The following is a 20,342-nucleotide window of genomic DNA, read 5'->3' as shown; positions in this document are numbered from 1 at the left end:
CAATCAAATTGCGCCATAAGTTCTTGCTAAAGTAGACGCGGGGACGACGGCTACATGGCGCAAGCCTTCAAAGAGACCGTATTTGATACCCACGGTCGCAATCGTCCCGAAAAGCCAGCATTGGAAAAGGCTTATGGACACGCTGCAGAAGACCATCCACAATTCGGAAGAGCCCGTTGTTTGCCGCTCCTGCGAGGCGCGTCACGGCGGTCTTTGCAGCACGCTGACACCACAGCAGCTCTGCGATCTCAACCGCCATTCCAGCCGCAAAAAGCTGGAAGCCGGCAACGAGCTTCTCGGCCAGGGCGAACTCGTCACCTCCTATGGCAATATCCTGAAGGGCGTGGTGAAGCTGTCGAAAATGATGTCGGATGGCCGTCAGCAGATCGTCGGCCTGCAATTCGCACCGGATTTCCTCGGCCGTCCGTTCCTAGCGGAAAGCAAGATGACGGCGGAAGCCGCAACCGATGTGGAGATTTGTCTCTTTCCGCGCCGCGTTGTCGACCGCATGGTGTCCGAAGTGCCTGACATGGAACGCAAGCTTCACAACCAGTCCCTGAAGGAACTGGACGAGGCGCGTGACTGGATGCTGACGCTGGGTCGCAAATCGGCACAGGAAAAGGTTGCCAGCTTCCTTTATATGATCGCCACCCATATCGACCCGGAAAACGACGACAAATCCTGTTTCGACCTGCCGCTTTCACGCGCCGACATCGCCGATTTCCTTGGCCTCACCATCGAAACGGTTAGCCGGCAAATGACCAAGCTGCGCAAGGAAGGCATTATCCGCATCGAAAACAACCGTCACATCACGGTGCCTGATCTCGACGTGCTGAGCGAAGCCGCCGGCAACGACTGACGGAATTTGCCCTCTCACTGCCCCTGAAGTGAAGGTGTCCCGAAATTGATGTGCGGCGCCCGCGCCTGTGCGGGTGCGAGCGCAAAACCGGCAAGAACCAGCAAAGCGGCGATGCATTTCATGATATTTCACCCCGTGCCCCGCTTTTTCAGCGGCCTGTTTGTTATGGCTGCATCATAGCGGCAAACCTCATCCATCCGCTTAACATCTTGGGTAAGCGGATGGTTCAAAGGCAGGGTAAAGAAGGGGTTACAAGCTCGGCATCGCCGCATGTTTCTTCTCTCCGCCAGAGAGAAGAAACAAAGCACACCCGCTCGCTCCATAGGGAATCGACCGTTTGGGGGGCATGTCTTGTCAACAAAGATGGTCTGGCCAGTCTCTGAAACCGCGCAAATACGCGGCATGATCTCACTGCGAGGCTGCAGGCGTCGCAACCGGCTTCTGGTTTTCGGCAAGCGCCCGCAGCTCGGCCACCCGGCGCTTGTATTCGGCTTCCGAAATCTGGCCGTTGCGCCGTGCCGCACCGAGGCGCGACAGGCTCGATTCCATGGTGGAGGCCTCATCGTCACCCATCTGGGTGCCCGCGGCCGTCAGCGGCTGCGAGAACGTCGGATAGGTGTCGGTGTCGCGCTTCTGGCTCACCGCATTGTCGCTGACGGGGCGCGGACCGACGATTTCAGTCGTCGGACGGCGCATATGGGCGGGCGCAACGATCGGCTCCGGTGCCTTGCAGGCTGCAAGCGCGGTGACGAGCAAGGTGCCAGAGAGCGAAAGAACAGCGATTCTCGCGGCGTTTTCCGCATATGTTCCCCATGTGCCCATGTGCTTGCCCATCGTCATGTTCCGCCTGTAAGGATATCGCCGATATCGAATTCGACTGCGGTTCGGCCCTTTGCGGCCTCCCCTTGCTGGTGGAACTTGTATTCGTTTTCATGCAGAATGTGCAAACACAAATTTGGTGGAGGATGGCGCATGGCAGGTGTTGACGGCGGGGCAGAGAAAAAGGGTGGAAAAACGCCCGGGTTCGACGCTACTTCCGCCGAAGCCTACCTGATCCGCGACCCGGAAACCTTCGCGATCAATATCGCCCGCGCGCTCGAGAATCTCGGCAAGGCCGCCTCCGAATGGCTGGCGCCGCGCGAACGCGGCGAAATCCCCCAGGCAAGCGCTGATCCCGTGACCGATCTGGTCAAGACGCTCTCCGATGTCGCCGAATACTGGATGGCCGAACCGAAGCGCTCGCTCGAAGCGCAGACCCATCTGCTTTCCAGCTATTACGATCTGTGGGCTAAATCGGTGGCGCAGTTTTCCGACGACGCCGATTCGGCTTCTGAAAAACCCGCCGAAAGCGGTCCTGCCGAACGCAGGAGCAGGCGTTTTGCCGATGCCGACTGGCAGGCCAATCCCTTCTTCGATTTTCTCCTGAAAGCCTACCAGACCACCGTCGGTTTTGCCGACCGGATGGTGACGGAAGCCGAAGGCCTTGACGAACATACCCGCACCAAGGCGCTGTTCTATATGCGGCAGGTAACGGAGGCGCTTTCACCGGCCAATTTCGTCTTCACCAATCCACAGGTCTTCCGCGAGACGGTGGCTTCCAGCGGCGCCAATCTCGTCAAGGGCATGGCGCAGCTGGCGGAAGATGTCGCAGCCGGCAATGGCCACCTGAAACTGCGCCAGACCGATTACAGCAAATTCGTCATCGGCCAGAATATCGCCGTCACGCCGGGCAAGGTGGTGGCGAAAAGCCCGCTCTGCGAAATCATCCATTATGCGCCGACGACGCAGAAGGCCTTCAAGCGGCCGCTGCTGATCGTGCCGCCATGGATCAACAAATTCTACATTCTTGATCTCAACCCACAGAAATCCTTCGTCGGCTGGTGCCTTGAGCAGGGCCACAGCGTGTTCATGGTCTCCTGGATCAATCCGGATGCCCGTCTGGCCGAGAAGGGCTGGGACGATTACATCCGCGAAGGCATCGATTTTGCGCTTGATACCATCGAGGAGCGGACCGGTGAGAGGCAAATCAACGCCATAGGTTATTGCGTCGGCGGTACGCTTTTATCCTCGGCGCTGGCGCTGCATGCGCAGGAAGGCGATGAACGCATCCGTAGCGCCACGCTGCTGGCCGCCCAGACCGATTTCATCCATGCCGGCGACCTCAAGGTCTTCATTGACGAAGGCCAGCTGGCGGCGCTGGACAAGCACATGCAGGCGGTCGGTTATCTCGACGGCTCGATCATGGCGACCGTCTTCAACATGCTGCGCGCCTCCGATCTCATCTGGCCCTATGTGGTCGATAATTACCTGCGCGGCACCGAGCCCCTGCCCTTCGACCTGCTCTACTGGAACTCCGATTCGACCCGGGTGACCGCCGCCAGCCACTCGTTTTATCTGCGCAATTGTTATCTCGAGAACAATCTCGCGCGTGGACTGATGCGCGTTGCCGGCAAACGGATCAATCTCGGCGATATCAATATCCCTGTCTACGATCTCGCCACCCGCGACGACCATATCGCGCCGGCGAAATCGGTCTTCACGGGCGCTGCGCTGTTTGGCGGGCCGGTGGAATTCGTGCTCGGCGCTTCCGGCCACATTGCCGGCGTCGTCAACCCGCCGCAGCTTGAGAAATACCAATATTGGACGGGGCCGTCACCAGCTGGGGACTTCGACGCCTGGCAGGCCGCCGCCACGGCCCATAAGGGCTCGTGGTGGGTGCACTGGCAGAGCTGGATCGAAAACCAGAGTGCCGAAAAGGTGAAGGCGCGAAAACCGGGAGATGGCAGGCGTCCGGTGCTCGGCGATGCGCCGGGAACCTATGTCCTGTCCTGATCACGCCCGCTACCTCTTAATCTTTCAGGCCCCATGTTCTTCACGCCCCCGCTTATTCCCGCAACGTTGATCTCCCGCTACAAGCGTTTCCTGTTCGATGCCGTTCTGGAAGACGGCACGACGATCACGGGCTCCTGCCCCAATACCGGCTCCATGCGCGGGCTGACGACACCGGGCTCCCGCATCTGGCTTTCCGAACACGACAGCCCCACCCGCAAATACCGTCACATGCTGGAAATGGTCGAGGCCGATGGCACCGTGGTCGGCATCAATACCGGCATGCCGAACCGGCTGGCGGAAGAGGCGATCCTGAACGGCCGCATTCCTGAGCTTGACGGCTATTCGACGATCCGGCGCGAACAGAAATACGGCCGCAATTCCCGCATCGATTTCCTGCTGTCGGAACCCGGCCGGCCGGATGCCTATGTGGAAGTGAAGAACGTGCATTTCATGCGCGAAAAAGGTCTGGCCGAATTCCCTGACACCGCCACCAAACGCGGCGCGAAACATCTCGAAGAACTGGGTGACGCAGCGGAAGCTGGTTACCGTTCGGTGATGCTCTATCTCATCCAGCGCGATGATTGCGACCGGATGCGTATCTGCGACGATCTCGATCCCGTCTATGCGCTGGCGTTTCAGCGGGCGATGGCGCGCGGCGTGGAGGCCTATGCGGTGAAATGCATGGTCTCCCCGGCACAAATTTCAGTCAGCGGAACGGTTAAGATGGACGAATGGCGTCCGGCTGTTTTATGAACAGGGACGTAAAGAGACAGAAAGCACTATGATGGTCACCTATATCGACGCAGCCTCCGCCCCCCTCAAGAATACCGGCGTCATCCGCCTTTATACGCCTGAGGACTTTGACGGCATGCGCAAGGCGTGCCAGCTGACGGCGCGTTGCCTCGATGAACTGGCAGCCATCGTCAAGCCGGGTGTGACGACTGACGCCATCGACCGCTTCGTCTTCGAATTCGGCGCCAACCATGGCGCACTGCCGGCGACGCTGAACTATCGTGGTTATACGAAATCCGTCTGCACCTCGATCAACCACGTGGTCTGCCACGGCATTCCGGATGAAAAGCCGCTACGCGAAGGCGATATCGTCAATATCGACGTGACCTATGTGCTTGACGGCTGGCATGGCGATTCGAGCCGCATGTATCCGGTCGGCCAGATCAAGCGCGCTGCCGAGCGGCTGATGGAAGTGACCTATGAATGCCTGCTGCGCGGTATTGCCGCCGTAAAGCCCGGCGTACGCACCGGCGCGATCGGCGCTGCGATCCAGGCCTATGCGGAAGCGGAACGCTGCTCCGTGGTGCGTGATTTCTGCGGCCATGGCGTCGGACGCCTGTTCCACGACACACCCAACATCCTGCACTACGGCCGCCCTGATGAAGGCCCGGAAATCCGCGAGGGCATGATCTTCACCATCGAGCCGATGATCAATCTCGGCAAGCCGTATGTGAAGGTGCTTTCCGATGGCTGGACGGCGGTAACGCGTGACCGTTCCCTCTCCGCCCAATACGAACATGCCGTTGGCGTCACGGCCACCGGCTGCGAAATCTTCACGCTGTCACCGGGTGGCTTTGATCGTCCGGGCCTGCCGCCGCTTCCCCCCGCATAAGGCCAGACCGCCTATGGCAAAACGCCCCGCCTCGCCTTCCGCCGATCTTTCCACGACGTCAGGCTTTGAGGCGGGCGAAGGCGATCTGTTCGACGCGGCGGATGAGCGCGGCTTTTTTGCCGAACCGCGAAGTGCGCCCCAAAAAACCGAGCGGGCCGCAGCCATCGCGGAACAGGAAACGGACACCGCCCATTATCACGGCCACCGCGACAGGCTGCGAGCGCGTTACCGCGATGGCGGCGATGCAGCGCTTGCCGATTACGAGTTGCTGGAGCTTCTGCTGTTCCGGCTGATCCCGCGGCGCGATACCAAACCCATCGCCAAGGCCCTCCTTGCCCGGTTCGGAACCCTTGGCGGCGTTCTCGGTGCTCCTCTGGCCTTGCTACAGGAAGTGAAGGGCGTGGGCGAAGCCGTGGCGCTTGATCTGAAGCTTGTCGCCTCCGTTTCCCAGCGCATGCTGAAAAGCGAAATCCGCAACAAGCAGGTTCTCGGCTCCTGGTCGTCGGTCATCGATTATTGCCATGCCGCCATGGCCCACGAGACGCGGGAACAATTCCGCATCCTCTTCCTCGACAAGCGCAACGTCCTGATCGCCGACGAGGTACAGGGTCAGGGAACCGTGGACCACACGCCGGTCTACCCGCGCGAAATCGTGCGGCGCGCGCTTGAACTATCCTCTACCGCCTTGATTTTAATCCATAATCACCCGAGTGGAGACCCCACCCCTTCGCGAGCGGATATCGAGATGACCAAAACCATCATCGATACGGCAAAGCCACTCGGCATCGCCGTTCACGACCATATCATCATCGGCAAGGATGGCCACGCCAGCTTCAAGGGCCTTCGGCTGATCTGAAGCAAACGCGAAAGTTTAACGCGAGCTGCAACCCATAGAGGCGGCATCAATACAAAATTAACACCTATAAATTAGCATTTCCGAAAATAATAAATCAAGGCATCGAACCTTGATGCCTGAAGGAACGGGGGTGCTTTATGTTTAATGGAGTGCGTTTCTTTCGCGATAGATCCGGCTCGTCTGCTGTCGAGTTCGCCATCGTCGCACCGATATTCTTTCTCGTCCTGCTCACGATGATCGCCTACGGCATTTATCTGATGGCCGCCTATTCGGTGCAGCAGATCGCCGCCGATGCGGCAAGAACGGCCGTTGCCGGACTGAACACCACCGAACGCCAGCAGCTTGCCCGCGATTTCGTCAGCAAAAGCGATCTCAGCTACGCCTTCATGGACAAGACGCGTTTCACCGTCAACGTCGCCACCGATCCCGCCAATGCCAACCAGTTCACGGTCAAGGTCGAATATGACGCCCGTAACCTGCCGATCTGGAGCCTCTACAGCTACACCCTGCCCGAGCCGGTCATCCGGCGTTTTTCCACCATCCGGATCGGAGGAGCATGACATGCGAGATATCCACTCCCTTCTCCCCCGCTTCCTTAGGGATAGAACGGGCAACATCGCCATCTCGGCGGGGCTCACCGCACCGCTCTTCATCGGCATATTGGCGCTCGGTGTCGATTACGGTTACCTGACATTGCAGAAACGGCAATTGCAGCAGACCGCCGACCTCGCAGCCATATCGGCGGCAGCCAAGGCCGCCGATGCCGAAAAAGCGGTTCAGCAATATTTTGCCCTCACCGGCAGGGATCTCGGCGTCAGGACGGCCCAGGGCATTTTGACCGCCAAGGGGCTCCAACCCTTCGATCCCCTGAATGAATTCGCCAGCAGCAAGGGTTATGCCGAAGTCATCAAGGGTCACTACGAGCCGGATGCGACGGTCCCTGTCGGCCAGCGTTTCGTCGATAACGCCCTGCCCACCAATGCGATAAAAGTGAACATCGTCGAACAGGGGCAGATATTCTTCGCCTCCGCCTTCACCAAGCCGCCCAAGGTTTCAGCCGTCGGAACGGCCTCATCCCAGAAGATCGCGGCATTTTCGGTCGGATCGCGGCTTGCCAGCCTCGATGAGGGAATTCTCAACAGCCTGCTCGGCGGCCTGCTTGGCACCACGGTGTCGTTGAAGCTGATGGATTATCAGGCGCTTCTCGCCGCCGATGTCAACGCATTGAAGATCGTCGAGGCGCTGGCCATCGATCTCACCCTCACCGCCGGCACCTACAAGGATGTTCTGAAGACCGAAATCAGCTACGGCAAATTCCTCGACGTGCTGACGAAAACCACGGGATTGCAGCCGGCGGTCGTCAACATTCTGAATACGCTGCAAAAAACCGTCAACAAGAGCAACATCAAGATCAAGCTCGAAGAAATCCTCAATCTCGGCCCGTTCTCGGACAAGCTGATCGGTACGGGTGAAAACCTCAAGGTCACCGCCGGTGTCTTCGATCTCATCAATGCCGCAGCGGTAGCCGGCAATGGCGGCAATCAGCTGGGCCTCAATCTCAACGCCAATCTTCTCGGTCTCGCCTCGGTCAAGGCAACGCTTGCCATCGGTGAACCGCCGGTCGAAACGCCGTCGCTTGCCGTCGGAGGTCAGGGCACCGTGGTGCGCACCGCACAGACCCGGCTTGCGGTCAATGTCGTGGTTGACGGGCTTCAGGCCATAGCAGGCCTCAAGGTCAATCTTCCGCTCTATGTGGAAGTCGCCCATGCCGAAGCGCGGCTTGCCGATATTCGCTGCACGGGCGGCGGACAGGGAACCGTCGATGTCGAGGTCGTTCCCGGCGTTGCGGAAATCGCTCTTGGCAATGTCGATACCACGGCCTTTGCCAATTTCGGCAAGGATCCGCGCGTCACCAAGGCGGCGATCGTGGATTCGGCGCTGCTCGCCATCAATGGCAGCGCCCTCATTAACGCCACCAATATGACCAAGACCAAGCTGACCTTCACGCAGTCCGATATCACCCAGGCCAAGATCAAGAGTGTCTCCACCAAGGACACCGTTACCACTCTCGTCAGTTCACTGCTGAAGAACCTCAATCTGGATATCAGGCTTCTCTTCCTCAACCTTGATCTGGGAGGCCTCGCAGGCATTCAGGCGGCGCTTGCCAACACGCTTGCGGTGGTCACAGCACCCGTCGATCAGCTGCTTTACAACGTGCTGCTGGTTCTCGGCGTCAAGATCGGCGAAGCCGATGTGCGGGTCACGGATGTCCGCTGCCAGCAACCCGCGCTGGTGCAATAGTTCAGCACCGCGCACGAAAAAGCCGCCGGAAGGTCTCCCGGCGGCTTTTTTGTTTATTTCGTTAGGTCAGGCGTTGGCAATCGCCAGACGCTTCTCATCGCGGCCGCTCTTCATGCGCTCGGACAGCAGGAACGCCAGCTCCAGCGCCTGATCGGCGTTGAGGCGCGGGTCGCAATGGGTGTGGTAACGGTCGGACAACGAATCCGCCGTCACGGCGCGCGCACCACCTGTGCATTCCGTCACATCCTTGCCGGTCATCTCGATATGGATGCCACCCGGATGCGTGCCTTCGGCGCGGTGGATCTGGAAGAAGCTTTCGACTTCCGACAGGATCCGCTCGAACGGACGCGTCTTGTAGTGGTTGAGCGTGATCGTGTTGCCATGCATCGGATCGCAGGACCAGACGACCTTGCGGCCTTCTTTTTCCACCGCACGGATGAGCTTCGGCAGGCTGTCCGCCACCTTGTCATGGCCGAAACGGCAAATCAGCGTCAGGCGGCCAGCCTCGTTCGCCGGGTTCAGCGCATCGATCAGCTCGATCAGGTTATCGGGCGTCAGCGACGGTCCGCATTTCAAACCGATCGGGTTCTTGATGCCGCGGAAATATTCCACATGCGCATGGTCGAGCTGACGCGTTCGGTCGCCGATCCAGATCATGTGGCCGGACGTGGCGTACCAGTCGCCGGAGGTGGAATCGACGCGGGTCAACGCCTCTTCGTAACCGAGCAGCAGCGCCTCGTGGCTGGTGAAGAAGTCGGTTTCACGCAGGCTCGGATTGCTGTCTGCCGAGATGCCGATCGCCTTCATGAAATCCATGGTTTCGGAGATGCGGTCGGCCAGCTTGCGGTAACGGTCCGCCTGCGGGCTGTCCTTGATGAAGCCGAGCATCCACTGGTGAACGTTTTCGAGGTTGGCATAACCACCCATCGCGAAAGCGCGCAGCAGGTTCAGCGTCGCGGCCGACTGGCGGTAGGCGTCGAGCTGACGCTCCGGGTTCGGAATACGCGAAGCCTCGTTGAATTCGATGCCGTTGATGATGTCGCCACGGTAGGACGGCAGGGAAACGCCATCCTGCACTTCCACGTTGGAAGAGCGCGGCTTGGCGAACTGGCCAGCAATGCGTCCTACCTTCACGACAGGCAGCTGCGCGCCATAGGTCAGCACGACGGCCATCTGCAGGAAAGCGCGGAAGAAGTCGCGGATATTGTCCGCGCCATGCTCAAGGAAGCTTTCAGCGCAATCGCCGCCCTGCAGCAGGAAGGCGTTGCCTTCAGCCACATTGGCAAGCTGCTTTTTCAGACGACGGGCTTCACCGGCAAAAACGAGCGGCGGATAGGTCGCAAGCGTGGCTTCCGTTGCCGCAAGCGCTGCCGCGTTAGGATATTCGGGAACCTGCTGGATTGGCTTTTGCCGCCAGCTGCCGGGGGTCCAATTCTGTGCCATGTTCTTACCCTTTTCTCGCCCGCGCGACTGCCGCGCGACCGCCTCGAAAAATTGAGCGGCTTATAGCTCCAAGCGCCGAGTTTGCATAGACACCCGCGCCCCCGCACCTCCCTTTCCGACCCTTTTGATGCCGTCCGACGAAGAAAAATCGTTTCAAACGATTAAAATATCACAAGATGGTGTCCGCCTGTTCCCAAGCAATCAAGAAATTCCCCATTTTGTGCGGATGTATTGGCGCAAGGAAAGAGGCAGATGGAAGAGAAAGACCGCCAGTCGGTCCATGGCAGAGGATGGCCAGGTCTCCCACTCATCATCGCCCCCGCCTTGCCTGCACAGTGCTTCAGTGCGTCTCATCTTTTCCATCAGGAACATGGTTTCCGGCAACATTTTTGTCTCCTTGGTGTGGAGAGACGAGTTAAGCGGACCCGGCGGGAGAGCATAGATGCACGTTTGAAAGACCCGTTTCATACAAAAACGGAGAAAGCGGCCCCTGATGCGCATAAGGTGCTGCGGTGATTTGGAGAAGATGCCGTGAAGGAAGTGGACTGGGACGATCTGAAGCTTTTCGACATTGTTGCGACAGAGGGAGGTTTGGCCGGTGCTGCAGGCAGAGCCGGGCTCAGCGCGCCGACGATTGGCCGAAAAATGCTCCTTTTGGAGCGCAAGATCGGACGAACGCTCTTCATTCGAAGCCAGAACGGATACAGGCTCGCCCCGGATGGCGAGGTCCTGCTCGAAAAGGTTCGGGCCATGCGGCAAAGCGCGGCAGAGATCGCGCAATGGCACGGTGAGGCCTTCTCGCTGCCGATTGTTTCGATATCGAGCGACATCTGGATTGCGGGCTTCATAGCGGCCAATACAGCAGCCATCCGGGGCCCATCCGACGCTTTTCGGCTGTGCTGCAAGCAATGCGAGAACGAAGACGAACTGACCTATCGGCGCGGCCTGATTTCGATAAGGCACGACAAGCCAGCCACCGGAAATTTTGCCGTGCGCAAATCGGTCGACGTCGCCTATTGCGCCTATCGCCCGCAGGACAGTTCGGGCGAAGAGTTCACGCAATGGATTTCAATTGGAACCGAGGTGGCGGCGTCCGACGCGGAGAAATGGGTATTCCGTCATCGGGAACCGCTTATCCACACCTGGACGAACGCGCCCTCACTTTTACCGGGCCTTATCCAGGGCGGCGCGGGAAAAGGCGTCCTGCCGTGTTTCGTTGGCGATGCCCTGCCCGGCCTTGTCCGCGATGGCGAGGCGATCGAAGAATTATCCCATCCGCTGTGGATCGTCGTCAACGATGACGACCGGCATGCCGCTGAAATGCGGCTCGCCATAGACCGTCTCGTTGCCCTTTTGAAGAGCAACGAGAGCCTGTTCAGCGGGCGTCGGTGATAATCGGGCGAAAATCAATGATGTGCCGAAGTGGAGGGTGACTAGACCTTTTCGCCGTTCACCACGCGGTAGCTCGGCGAATACATCGTCACCAGTTCCTCGGACGCTGTCGGATGCACCGCCATGGTGCGGTCGAAATCATCCTTGGTGCAGCCGGCTTTCAGCGTGATGCCGAGAAGCTGCGCCATCTCACCCGCCTCATGGCCGAGAATATGGACGCCGACAACCTTGCGGTCGGCAGCATTGACGATCAGCTTCATGATCGTCTTTTCCTGACGGCCGGATAAGGTCGCCTTCATCGGGCGGAACTGTGCGCGATAGACCTCCAGTTCCGGATATTTCCTGCCGGCTTCCTCTTCCGAAAGACCGACCGTGCCGATTTCGGGCTGCGAAAACACCGCCGTCGCGATCAGTTCGTGATCCGGCTTGGTCGGGTTGTTCTTGTATTCGGTTTCGATGAAGCACATGGCCTCGTGGATCGCCACCGGCGTCAGCTGTACCCGGTCGGTGACGTCACCCAGCGCGAAGATGTTCGGCACGTTCGTACGCGAGTAATCATCGACGATGATCGCGCCCCGCGCATCGAGTTTAACCCCGGCATTTTCGAGGCCAAGGCCCTTGGTGTTCGGATCGCGGCCAAGCGCCAGCATCACCAGGCCGACATGCAGCGAGCTGCCCTGCTTCGTGCGCGCCACGAAGCCACCGGCGCCATCCTTGCTGACGTCCTCGATGATGTCTTCCAGAATGATGCGGATGCCCTTGGCCTCCATCGCTTCATGCAGGCCCTTGCGCATGTCGTGATCGAACCGCGAGAGGATTTCCTTGCCGCGATAGATCAGCGTCGTTTCGACACCAAGCCCGTGGAAGATATTGGCAAATTCCACGGCGATGTAACCGCCGCCGGCGATCAGGATCGATTTCGGCAGTTCTTCCAGATCGAAAGCCTCGTTGGACGAAATCGTCAACTCGTGGCCAGGCAGCGCCTTGTGCTCGTTCGGCGTGCCGCCGACGGCGATCACGATACGCTCGGCCGTCAACGTCTGGCCGGTTTTCGTGAGCTTCACGGTGTGGGCGTCAACCAGTTCCGCCCGGCTGTCGAAAATGTCCGCCTTGGCGTTTTCAAGACCCTTGCGGTAGAGCCCTTCGAGACGGGTGATTTCCTTGTCCTTCGCCGCGATCAGCTTCTTCCAGTCGAAGCTGCGTTCGCCGACGCTCCAGCCAAATCCTTCCGAGTCCTCGAAATGTTCCGGGAATTGCGAGGCGTAGACGAACAGCTTCTTCGGCACGCAGCCGCGGATGACGCAGGTGCCGCCATAGCGGTATTCCTCGGCGATTGCCACGCGCTTGCCGAGCGAGGCCGCTACACGGCCGCTGCGCACGCCGCCAGAACCGCCACCGATGACGAAGAGATCGTAGTCATAAGCTGTCATAGTCAAAACCCCTGATCAAAACCGCCGTCCTCAGCCTCGAGACGGGTGGCGGCGCATTCACGGCACATATAGGTGCTGCGACGCACAAATGAAAAGCCCGGTCTTGCGACCGGGCTTTGAATATTTCTGAACCTGAGCTTTTTGGGCCCAATGCTCTATGTCACGCACTCAGGGCTTGTGAGCCGGAGCGCCGCCCGTATTGGTCTGATCTGCCGGAAGCGGCTTCAGATCGGCGCCAGCTACCTTCTGCAACTCAGCCATGCTGGAGGTGTTCAGATCGCGGTTGACGCCAGCGGCCCAGATGTCGGCGGCCTTCATCAGTTCGCGCGTGGCGATCGGGCCGTCCTTCAGGAGCTTCTTGCCCGCTTCGCTGCTGTAGAAGGTGGAAATGGCGTTCAGCTCTTCAACGGTGAAGGCGCGCGCGTAGGTTAGCGCGGCTTCGCGTTCCAGATCGGCGCGGCGCGGCGCAAGCTCGAGCGCCTTCGCGTCAACGGTCTCGGTGATCGCGTCCTGCACATTCGGCGAGGCCTGAATGAGTTCGGCTTTCAGACGCTCCGCCAGTCCAGGCAGGATGTCGTCGAAACGGTCGGTGACGCCAAGAGAGGTGATAGCCTGCCGTGCGGCAGCGATATGCGCTTCCGAAATTTCCTGAGCGCGTGCGGCAGTACCGAACACGATGCCGGAAATGAGGATCGAAGCAGCGGCAGCTTTGCCCAGTCCCGCTAGTTTGACCATGAAAATCTCGCTCCTGTTATACTGCCTGCATCACGCGGGCGCCTTCAGGACCCGCGATGATGGCAAGCGATGCCAAATTTATGAAAAGTCCGTGCTCGACGACACCGGGAATCGTGTTCAGCTCGCGTGCTAGCGCTTCTGCATCAGGAATACGGCCAAAAGATGCGTCAAGGATGAGGTGTCCACCGTCGGTCATGAAGGCGCCATCACCGGACGAGCGCATCGTCAACGCGCCCGAAAGGCCTGATCGCGCCGCCAGCTTCTCGATGGCGATGCGCGTTGCCACCTGGCCGAACGGGTTGATTTCGATGGGAAGCGGAAAGGCGCCAAGCGTCTCGACGACCTTGCTCTGGTCGGCGATGACGATTACGCGGGCGGATGCCGCAGCCACGATCTTTTCGCGCAGAAGCGCGCCGCCGCCGCCCTTGACGAGACGCAGCGCATGATCGACCTCGTCGGCGCCATCGATGGTCAGATCGAGTTCCGGCAATTCATCGAGGGATTTCAGCGGCACGCCAAGCTCGACGCACAGGCGCGCGGTGCGCTCGGATGTCGGCACGCCCTCGACCTTGAGACCGGCTGCGACCTTCTCGGCCAGAAGCCGGACAAATTCCTCGGCCGTCGAACCCGTGCCGATACCAAGCCGCATCCCGTCCTGCACGTGGGACAATGCGGCCTCGGCGGCCTTGATCTTCATCTGGCGGGCATCCATGTGCCTGAAACTCCGGTAGCTTTGTCGTCGCCGTGCTGTTTACACGGGTCGAAAGCCAAACGAAAGCCTTTTTCAAGGCAACGAACAGAACGTTGTGACGCGGTTGCAAAGACAGGCCCGTTTGCCTAGGCTTGGCGCAAATGAAAGCACCCATATCCCAGCATCCGCATTCTCCAAGAGGCCAGTTCCCGTGACAACCCGCACGCTCTCCCCGCTCGCCATTTTCGATCTCGACGGCACGCTGGTCGATACCGCCGCCGATCTCGTCTCGAGCCTTAACCACACCATCGCTGCAGCCGGGCTTGCCCCCGTTACCTATGACGACCTGACGCATCTCGTCGGCCAGGGCGCTCGGGTGATGATCAAGCGCGCCTTCGCACTGCGCGAGACGGAACTGCCGGAAGCCGAGATCGATCCGCTCTATGAGCGCTTCATCACCCATTACCGGGCCGAAATGCCCGGCGAAAGCCTTCCCTATCCGGGCATCGTCGCGGCTCTGGACGCGCTAAAGGCCGCCGGCATCACGCTTGCCGTCTGCACCAACAAGACCGAAATCCTCGCTGTGCCGCTACTCGAAAAACTCGGCCTCACGCCCTATTTCGCCGCCATCACCTGCGGCGATACCTTTGAGTACCGCAAACCCGATGCGCGCCACATCCTCGGCACCATCGAAAAGGCCGGCGGTGACCCGCAACGCACGGTGATGGTCGGCGACAGCATCAACGACATCCTCGCCGCAAAGAACGCTGGCGTGCCATCGATCGGCGTCACCTTCGGTTATACGGATGTGCCGATGGTGAAACTCGAGCCGGATGTCGTGATCGACGATTTCAATGAATTGACGCCGGCGCTGTTCGAAGAACTGGTTGCTAAGGGTGCCGCTGCGGCCTGAGAGGCTGTGGGCTAGGCGGAAAAAGCGAGGGAGCGGCACACTCAACCGCGTTGAGGGTTGCGCGCCCCTTCTTCCGTCATGCCGGACTTGATCCGGCATCCAGCCACGGCGCGTCTGCACCGTGAGAAGAGTCTCTCGCGATCAAAGACTTGATCGCGCTGGACCCCGGATCAAGTCCGGGGTGACAGAGTACGGTGTTGCAGTTAACGCCAAATGTAGCAGGCGGACCCTACCACCAAACAAATCGGGAAGGCCCTTCCTTCAAACAAAAAAGCGCCGTCTCCGGCGCTTTTTCTCTTGATGGTATGCTGATCAGATCGACGCGGCCCGCGCCTTCGTCGTTACGGCGAAGGCCTTCTGCACATAGCTGTCGCGATCATAGACATCGTCGAAGAATTGCACCTTGCCGTCCTTGTCCGGCCACGCGGTGAAATAGGCCACATAGACCGGAACCTTCTCCGGCACCTGCACGGCCCGGTTCTTGCCGGATGCGATCTGCTCGCCAACCTTGTCGACGCTGGTGCCGAGAACGGCCGCGGCCATGCGGCGCGGATCGACCAGGCGGATACAGCCATGGCTCAGCGCCCGCATGTCGCGGTTGAAGAAGCTCTTGGCCGGCGTGTCATGCATGTAGATGGCATGCGCATTGGGGAACAGGATCTTCAGGTCGCCCAGCGCATTGTCGCTGCTCGGCGGCTGACGAACGGAAATCGCGTTGGTCGAGCCGTACCAGTTGACGCTGGTGGAAGAAACGGCACGGCCGCCCACCTGCACTTCGTAACCCAGACGGTCGAGATAGGACGGATCACGACGCAGCTTCGGCAGCATCTCGTTGACGATGATCGACTGCGGCACGCCCCAATAGGGGTTGAACTCGACGGTCTGGATCTCATCCTGGAAGAAATAGGTCTGGTTGGCCTTCGAGCCGACCACCACCTTCATGCCGAACTGCTCGAGGCCGTCATTGTGGTAATAGGCCATGAAAGCGGGTTGGTTGATGAAGACGTAACGCTGGCCGAGATCGGCCGGCAGCCAGCGGACCTGCTCCATGGCCACCTGCACCTTGGCGATCTTGGCGTCATTGCTTTCGCCGACCATGGCGCGCACGGTCGCGCGGCCAATCACGCCATCCGGCTTCAGGCCGTTTTCGCTCTGGAACGCCTTCACCAGATCGACGAGATCAGGCGTATAATCCGGCGTCTGCTGATAGGCGGAAATGATCGCCGCATGCTCGGCCTTGAAGGCGGGCGAAGCACGATGTTCGATGGCCTTGACGACATTGGCCATATCCGCGCTGCTGTTGCCGGGCTTCAGCACCAGATCGGCGGGAACGCGGACGACATGCGCCGCGTCACCCTCGCCGCGCAGGCGGGCAAGGTCGGTCTTCAACGCAAGATATTCGGCGCTAGACGGTTCGCGGCTGCGCAGATAGGCGGCGATATCGGGGCTGAGGCCCGCAAGCTTCAGCACGGGTGCGAGGGTCACCGTCTTGCGCTTGAAATCATGGTAGCCAGAAAGCCGGTTCGGATCGACACGGCCACGGGGCGGATCCTGCACATAGGCAAGAACCTTGGCGGAGAGCGCCAGCTCGAACTGCATCTGCGCCCGCTGATAGGCGTCGGATACGGGTGCCGAGGCCGTTTCGACCGGCGTACCCGTTGCAGTCGTGCCTGCAGCATTGCTGCTGATGCTGGCGGTCACGTCCTTTGCCGGTGCGGAAATGCTGTAATCGGCCGGATCGAGGCCACTTTCGCCCACCGTCTCGAAAAAGGCGATGACGGCATTGGCACGCGCGGTAAGCTCACCTTCCGAAACCCACAGCGTCTTGCCGCCGGCGCCATAATAGGCTTCCAGCGCCTTGGCGATCTCAGGCGTGGCGCTGAACTTCAGATTGGCGAGACCTTCGCCGAAATTCGCGGTGTTTACGACACGGGCCGTATCCGCCTTGTAGTCGTAATAGCGCGGGCCGGAAACGCGCGGCAAAGGCTCGGGGTCGGAAGCGTCCGCACTCTGTCCTGCGCCCGGTCCAGAGGTCGAGGGCGAGGTGACGATGCCGGCCGGCGGCAATTCACCGCGATCACGCGCGATCTTGCCGGGGCCGCCGCGCAGGAGGTCCATCAGCGTTACCGCCCCGGCGCTGCCGGGAAGAGCGGTGGAAACGGAAAGACCGAGAGCCAGCACCAGCGCTGCCGATGATTTTCCAGATGTGACTTGCAATTTGATCCTCGTAGCACCCAGCACCGCCAGCAAAGGGCGGGCATCAGTTTCATGCCTGTCTAGCCGATCGCCGGCCCGTTGAAAAGAAAACGCCCAAAGCCCACAACCGTGCCGAAATGAACCTTATGATACAGCCAAAGCCATAAAAACGTAATTTCCAGAATTGGCGAGAATGGTTAAATTTCTATTTATTTCATTCACTTTACCCTGCCCCAACGGAGCGTCAGCGCACCCGGTAAAGCCCGGTTTTCCGGCCATTTCGCGTCGTAGTAAAAATGACACGCCGACGCCTTTTTCTCCGCGCACCACGCCACACGGTAAAATCGCTTTTGCACGGCGGGAAATATCTGCCTCCGCCCCATTGCAGCGCTTTCATTGCCGGCGCGATGATTCTATATATCGGCCGCGCAAGGCGGGCGAAGGCGCCGTTTTGGCGGAGGAACACGAGTAAAAAGGCAATACTGATGACAGCCACACGCACGGAAACCGATACATTTGGACCCATTGAAGTTCAGGCCGATCGCTATTGGGGCGCGCAGGCGCAGCGCTCGCTCGGCAACTTCAAGATCGGCTGGGAAAAGCAGCCCGCCTCTGTCGTTCGCGCGCTCGGCATCGTCAAGCAGGCAGCGGCCCGCGCCAACATGGCGCTTGCAGGCCTCGACCCCAAGGTCGGCGACGCCATCATCGCGGCCGCACAGGAAGTCATCGACGGCAAGCTGACCGAACATTTCCCGCTCGTCGTCTGGCAGACCGGTTCCGGCACGCAGTCGAACATGAACGCCAACGAGGTGATTTCGAACCGCGCAATCGAAATGCTCGGCGGCGAAATGGGCACCAAGAAGCCGGTTCACCCCAACGACCACGTCAATATGAGCCAGTCCTCGAACGACACCTACCCGACGGCGATGCACATCGCCTGCGTGGAAGAGATCGTTCACCACCTGCTGCCGGCCCTCAAGCACCTGCACAAGGCGCTGGAAGCCAAGGTCAAGCAGTTCGAGCACATCATCAAGATCGGCCGCACCCACACGCAGGATGCGACGCCGCTGACGCTCGGCCAGGAATTTTCCGGCTATGCCGCGCAGGTCGCCTCCGCCATTGCCAATATCGAACTCACCCTGCCCGCACTATCCAAGCTCGCCCAGGGCGGCACGGCTGTAGGCACGGGCCTCAACGCGCCAATCGGCTTCGCCGAGAAGGTCGCGGAAGAAATCTCCAAGATCACCGGCCTGCCCTTCGTCACTGCGCCAAACAAGTTCGAAGCGCTCGCTTCGCACGATTCCATGGTCTTCTCCCATGGCGCGATCAATGCGGCCGCTGCAGCACTGTTCAAGATCGCCAACGACATCCGCTTCCTCGGTTCCGGCCCGCGCGCCGGTCTCGGTGAATTGTCGCTGCCGGAAAACGAGCCCGGCTCATCGATCATGCCGGGCAAGGTGAACCCCACCCAGTCGGAAGCATTGACGCAGGTTTGCGCCCACATCTTCGGCAACAATGCAGCCCTCTCGTTTGCCGGTTCGCAGGGCCACTTCGAACTCAACGTCTATAACCCGATGATGGCCTACAACTTCTTGCAGTCGGTCCAGCTTCTGGGCGATGCAGCCGTCTCCTTCACCGACAATTGCGTCGTCGGCATCGAGGCGCGCGAAGACAACATCCGAAAGGGCGTCGAAAACTCGCTGATGCTGGTGACTGCGCTCAACAGCAAGCTCGGCTACGATATCTGCGCCAAGATCGCCAAGACCGCGCACAAGAACGGCACGACCCTGCGCGAAGAAACGGTCGGTGGCGGATACCTCACCAACGAGGAATTCGACCAGTTTGTACGCCCGGAAAACATGATCGGCCCGAAATAAGCCGGTCGGGATTTATCGCTGGAATTGGAACGGGCCTTCGGGCCCGTTTTTTATTGCGGATGGATAAGGACAGGCTCCAAGCTGGACAGGCTGCGATGGTCCGGTATTGACCTCGCCTGCCGTTTTGAAGATCGTCCTTGTGAGCCGGTCTCCGGCGCAAATGCCGAAACCCCAAGCGCGATGAGGATGACGCCATGATATGCCGCCGCAATCTCCTGCTGGGCGGCGCGCTTTTCGCGGCGGCCTTGAAAATCCCACATGCTTTGGCCCGGGACAGGCGGCTGCAAATACCTCTCTGGCCCGGCCCGCCTCCCGGCGGCGGCGGTCCGGGTGGCGCTCTGGAGATCAGCAGGAAAGGCGCGGTCAGCAATATCAGCCTGCCGAGCCTCGAAATATTCGCGCCCGATGAACCAAACGGTTCCGCCATCATTATCGCGGGTGGCGGGGGATATAAACGCATCGAAGAAGGCAAGGAATCCTATCCTGCAGCACGCTGGCTTGCCGCAAGGGGTATCCACGCCTTCGTCCTCACCTATCGCCTGCCGATCGAAGGCTGGGTCGCCGGTCCGCTTGCCCCGCTTCAGGATGCACAGCGTGCCATCAGGCTCATCCGCGCCCGCGCTTCGCAATGGCAGATAGATATGCACAAGATCGGCGCGCTTGGCTTTTCTGCGGGCGGCCACCTGATGGGCCTGACTGCGGCCCGCTCCGCCTTCTCATCTTACGATGCCCTCGATGATATCGACAGGCAATCAGCCCGGCCGGATATCGCAGCGCTGATCTACCCGGTCATCACGCTATCGGCTCCCTATGACGATACCTCGACCCGCAAATCGCTTGTCGGCAGACATCCGACGGATGCGGCAACGCGGCAATGGGCGGTGGAAAGCCATGTGGGCAAGGATTGCCCGCCGATTTTCCTGACGCAGGCCGATGACGATCGCATTTCCGATCCGGCCAACAGCCGTATCATGCAGCAGGCCTGCGAAAAGGCCGGCGCGGATGTCGAGTTTCATCCAATCGCGTCCGGCGGTCACGGCTTTGGCATGGGCAAGCCCGGAACGCTCACCGAAGCATGGCCGACATGGTACGAAGCGTGGCTTAAGAAACGCAGCTTTCTGACCTGATGCATGTGGCGCATCGCAGCGCACCGCGCGTCCCAAGCCCATTATCACCAAACAAAAAAGGGCCGC

The 20,342-nt window shown here is 60.0% G+C and carries 18 protein-coding genes; 11 read left to right on the top strand and 7 right to left on the bottom strand.

What is annotated here, in order from left to right; all coding sequences use genetic code 11:
• The first annotated feature begins 133 nt into the window (after nt 1-133).
• Nucleotides 134-859: a transcriptional regulator FnrN gene (gene fnrN, locus ASB65_RS25460; RefSeq protein ID WP_003502897.1), complete on the top strand. Its 726-nt coding sequence runs from the start codon at nt 134-136 to the stop codon at nt 857-859.
• A gap of 408 nt (nt 860-1,267) precedes the next feature.
• Here the strand turns inward: fnrN and ASB65_RS25455 are convergent, their stop codons facing one another.
• The gene (locus ASB65_RS25455; protein WP_223564854.1) at nt 1,268-1,693 is read right to left on the bottom strand and encodes a hypothetical protein; all 426 of its coding nucleotides are present in this window, start codon (nt 1,691-1,693) and stop codon (nt 1,268-1,270) included.
• A 138-nt stretch (nt 1,694-1,831) separates the two neighbouring features.
• On the opposite strand from ASB65_RS25455, the gene ASB65_RS25450 reads away from it, so the two are divergent.
• From ASB65_RS25450 to ASB65_RS25425, 6 genes are all read left to right on the top strand, one after another.
• Nucleotides 1,832-3,691, top strand: a complete 1,860-nt coding sequence (locus ASB65_RS25450) for a PHA/PHB synthase family protein (RefSeq protein ID WP_060725784.1) — start codon at nt 1,832-1,834, stop codon at nt 3,689-3,691.
• 33 nt (nt 3,692-3,724) lie between these two features.
• A complete protein-coding gene (sfsA, locus tag ASB65_RS25445) occupies nt 3,725-4,444 on the top strand; it encodes a DNA/RNA nuclease SfsA (RefSeq protein WP_060725783.1) in 720 nt (239 codons plus the stop codon).
• A gap of 31 nt (nt 4,445-4,475) precedes the next feature.
• Nucleotides 4,476-5,315 carry a type I methionyl aminopeptidase gene (gene map, locus ASB65_RS25440; RefSeq protein WP_174014720.1) on the top strand — a complete coding sequence of 280 codons (840 nt, stop codon included), beginning with the start codon at nt 4,476-4,478 and terminating at the stop codon, nt 5,313-5,315.
• A gap of 13 nt (nt 5,316-5,328) precedes the next feature.
• Nucleotides 5,329-6,171, top strand: coding sequence for a RadC family protein (radC, locus tag ASB65_RS25435; RefSeq protein ID WP_060725781.1), 843 nt, complete (start codon nt 5,329-5,331; stop codon nt 6,169-6,171).
• Nucleotides 6,172-6,308: 137 nt separating this feature from the next.
• Nucleotides 6,309-6,731: a TadE/TadG family type IV pilus assembly protein gene (locus ASB65_RS25430; RefSeq protein ID WP_020012601.1), complete on the top strand. Its 423-nt coding sequence runs from the start codon at nt 6,309-6,311 to the stop codon at nt 6,729-6,731.
• 1 nt (nt 6,732) lies between these two features.
• Entirely contained in the window at nt 6,733-8,472 is a 1,740-nt protein-coding gene (locus tag ASB65_RS25425; RefSeq protein ID WP_060725780.1) for a TadG family pilus assembly protein, read from the top strand.
• Between the two features lie 66 nt (nt 8,473-8,538).
• On the opposite strand, the gene ASB65_RS25420 is transcribed toward ASB65_RS25425, so the two are convergent.
• A complete protein-coding gene (locus ASB65_RS25420; protein WP_003502915.1) occupies nt 8,539-9,915 on the bottom strand; it encodes a class II 3-deoxy-7-phosphoheptulonate synthase in 1,377 nt (458 codons plus the stop codon).
• Nucleotides 9,916-10,116: 201 nt separating this feature from the next.
• The gene (locus ASB65_RS25415) at nt 10,117-10,302 is read right to left on the bottom strand and encodes a hypothetical protein (RefSeq protein ID WP_060725839.1); all 186 of its coding nucleotides are present in this window, start codon (nt 10,300-10,302) and stop codon (nt 10,117-10,119) included.
• Nucleotides 10,303-10,446: 144 nt separating this feature from the next.
• Here ASB65_RS25415 and ASB65_RS25410 point away from each other — a divergent pair, with 144 nt between their 5' ends.
• Nucleotides 10,447-11,307 (top strand): LysR family transcriptional regulator, encoded by an 861-nt coding sequence (locus tag ASB65_RS25410; RefSeq protein WP_060725779.1) that lies wholly within the window; start codon nt 10,447-10,449, stop codon nt 11,305-11,307.
• A gap of 41 nt (nt 11,308-11,348) precedes the next feature.
• Here ASB65_RS25410 and gor read toward each other — a convergent pair whose 3' ends face one another.
• The 3 genes from gor to rpiA form a co-directional block, all read right to left on the bottom strand.
• On the bottom strand, nt 11,349-12,737 hold the full coding sequence (gene gor, locus ASB65_RS25405; RefSeq protein WP_060725778.1) for a glutathione-disulfide reductase: 1,389 nt from the start codon (nt 12,735-12,737) through the stop codon (nt 11,349-11,351).
• A gap of 168 nt (nt 12,738-12,905) precedes the next feature.
• Nucleotides 12,906-13,472: a DUF2059 domain-containing protein gene (locus tag ASB65_RS25400; protein WP_003502923.1), complete on the bottom strand. Its 567-nt coding sequence runs from the start codon at nt 13,470-13,472 to the stop codon at nt 12,906-12,908.
• A gap of 16 nt (nt 13,473-13,488) precedes the next feature.
• Nucleotides 13,489-14,184, bottom strand: coding sequence for a ribose-5-phosphate isomerase RpiA (rpiA, locus tag ASB65_RS25395; protein ID WP_003502924.1), 696 nt, complete (start codon nt 14,182-14,184; stop codon nt 13,489-13,491).
• Nucleotides 14,185-14,374: 190 nt separating this feature from the next.
• Between rpiA and gph the strand changes: the two genes are divergently transcribed.
• Nucleotides 14,375-15,076, top strand: coding sequence for a phosphoglycolate phosphatase (gph, locus tag ASB65_RS25390; protein WP_003502925.1), 702 nt, complete (start codon nt 14,375-14,377; stop codon nt 15,074-15,076).
• Nucleotides 15,077-15,388: 312 nt separating this feature from the next.
• Here the strand turns inward: gph and ASB65_RS25385 are convergent, their stop codons facing one another.
• Entirely contained in the window at nt 15,389-17,257 is a 1,869-nt protein-coding gene (locus tag ASB65_RS25385) for a L,D-transpeptidase family protein (RefSeq protein ID WP_060725777.1), read from the bottom strand.
• Nucleotides 17,258-17,679: 422 nt separating this feature from the next.
• Between ASB65_RS25385 and fumC the strand changes: the two genes are divergently transcribed.
• Both fumC and ASB65_RS25375 read left to right on the top strand, forming a co-directional pair.
• A complete protein-coding gene (gene fumC / locus ASB65_RS25380; protein ID WP_376904342.1) occupies nt 17,680-19,149 on the top strand; it encodes a class II fumarate hydratase in 1,470 nt (489 codons plus the stop codon).
• A gap of 194 nt (nt 19,150-19,343) precedes the next feature.
• Nucleotides 19,344-20,276 (top strand): alpha/beta hydrolase, encoded by a 933-nt coding sequence (locus tag ASB65_RS25375; RefSeq protein ID WP_060725775.1) that lies wholly within the window; start codon nt 19,344-19,346, stop codon nt 20,274-20,276.
• Nucleotides 20,277-20,342: the final 66 nt, after the last annotated feature.

It is taken from the genome of Agrobacterium tumefaciens str. B6 (assembly GCF_001541315.1).
GTDB lineage: Bacteria > Pseudomonadota > Alphaproteobacteria > Rhizobiales > Rhizobiaceae > Agrobacterium > Agrobacterium radiobacter.
Note: the sequence above shows the minus strand (reverse complement) of the source record. Positions and strands in the feature narration are given on the sequence as shown.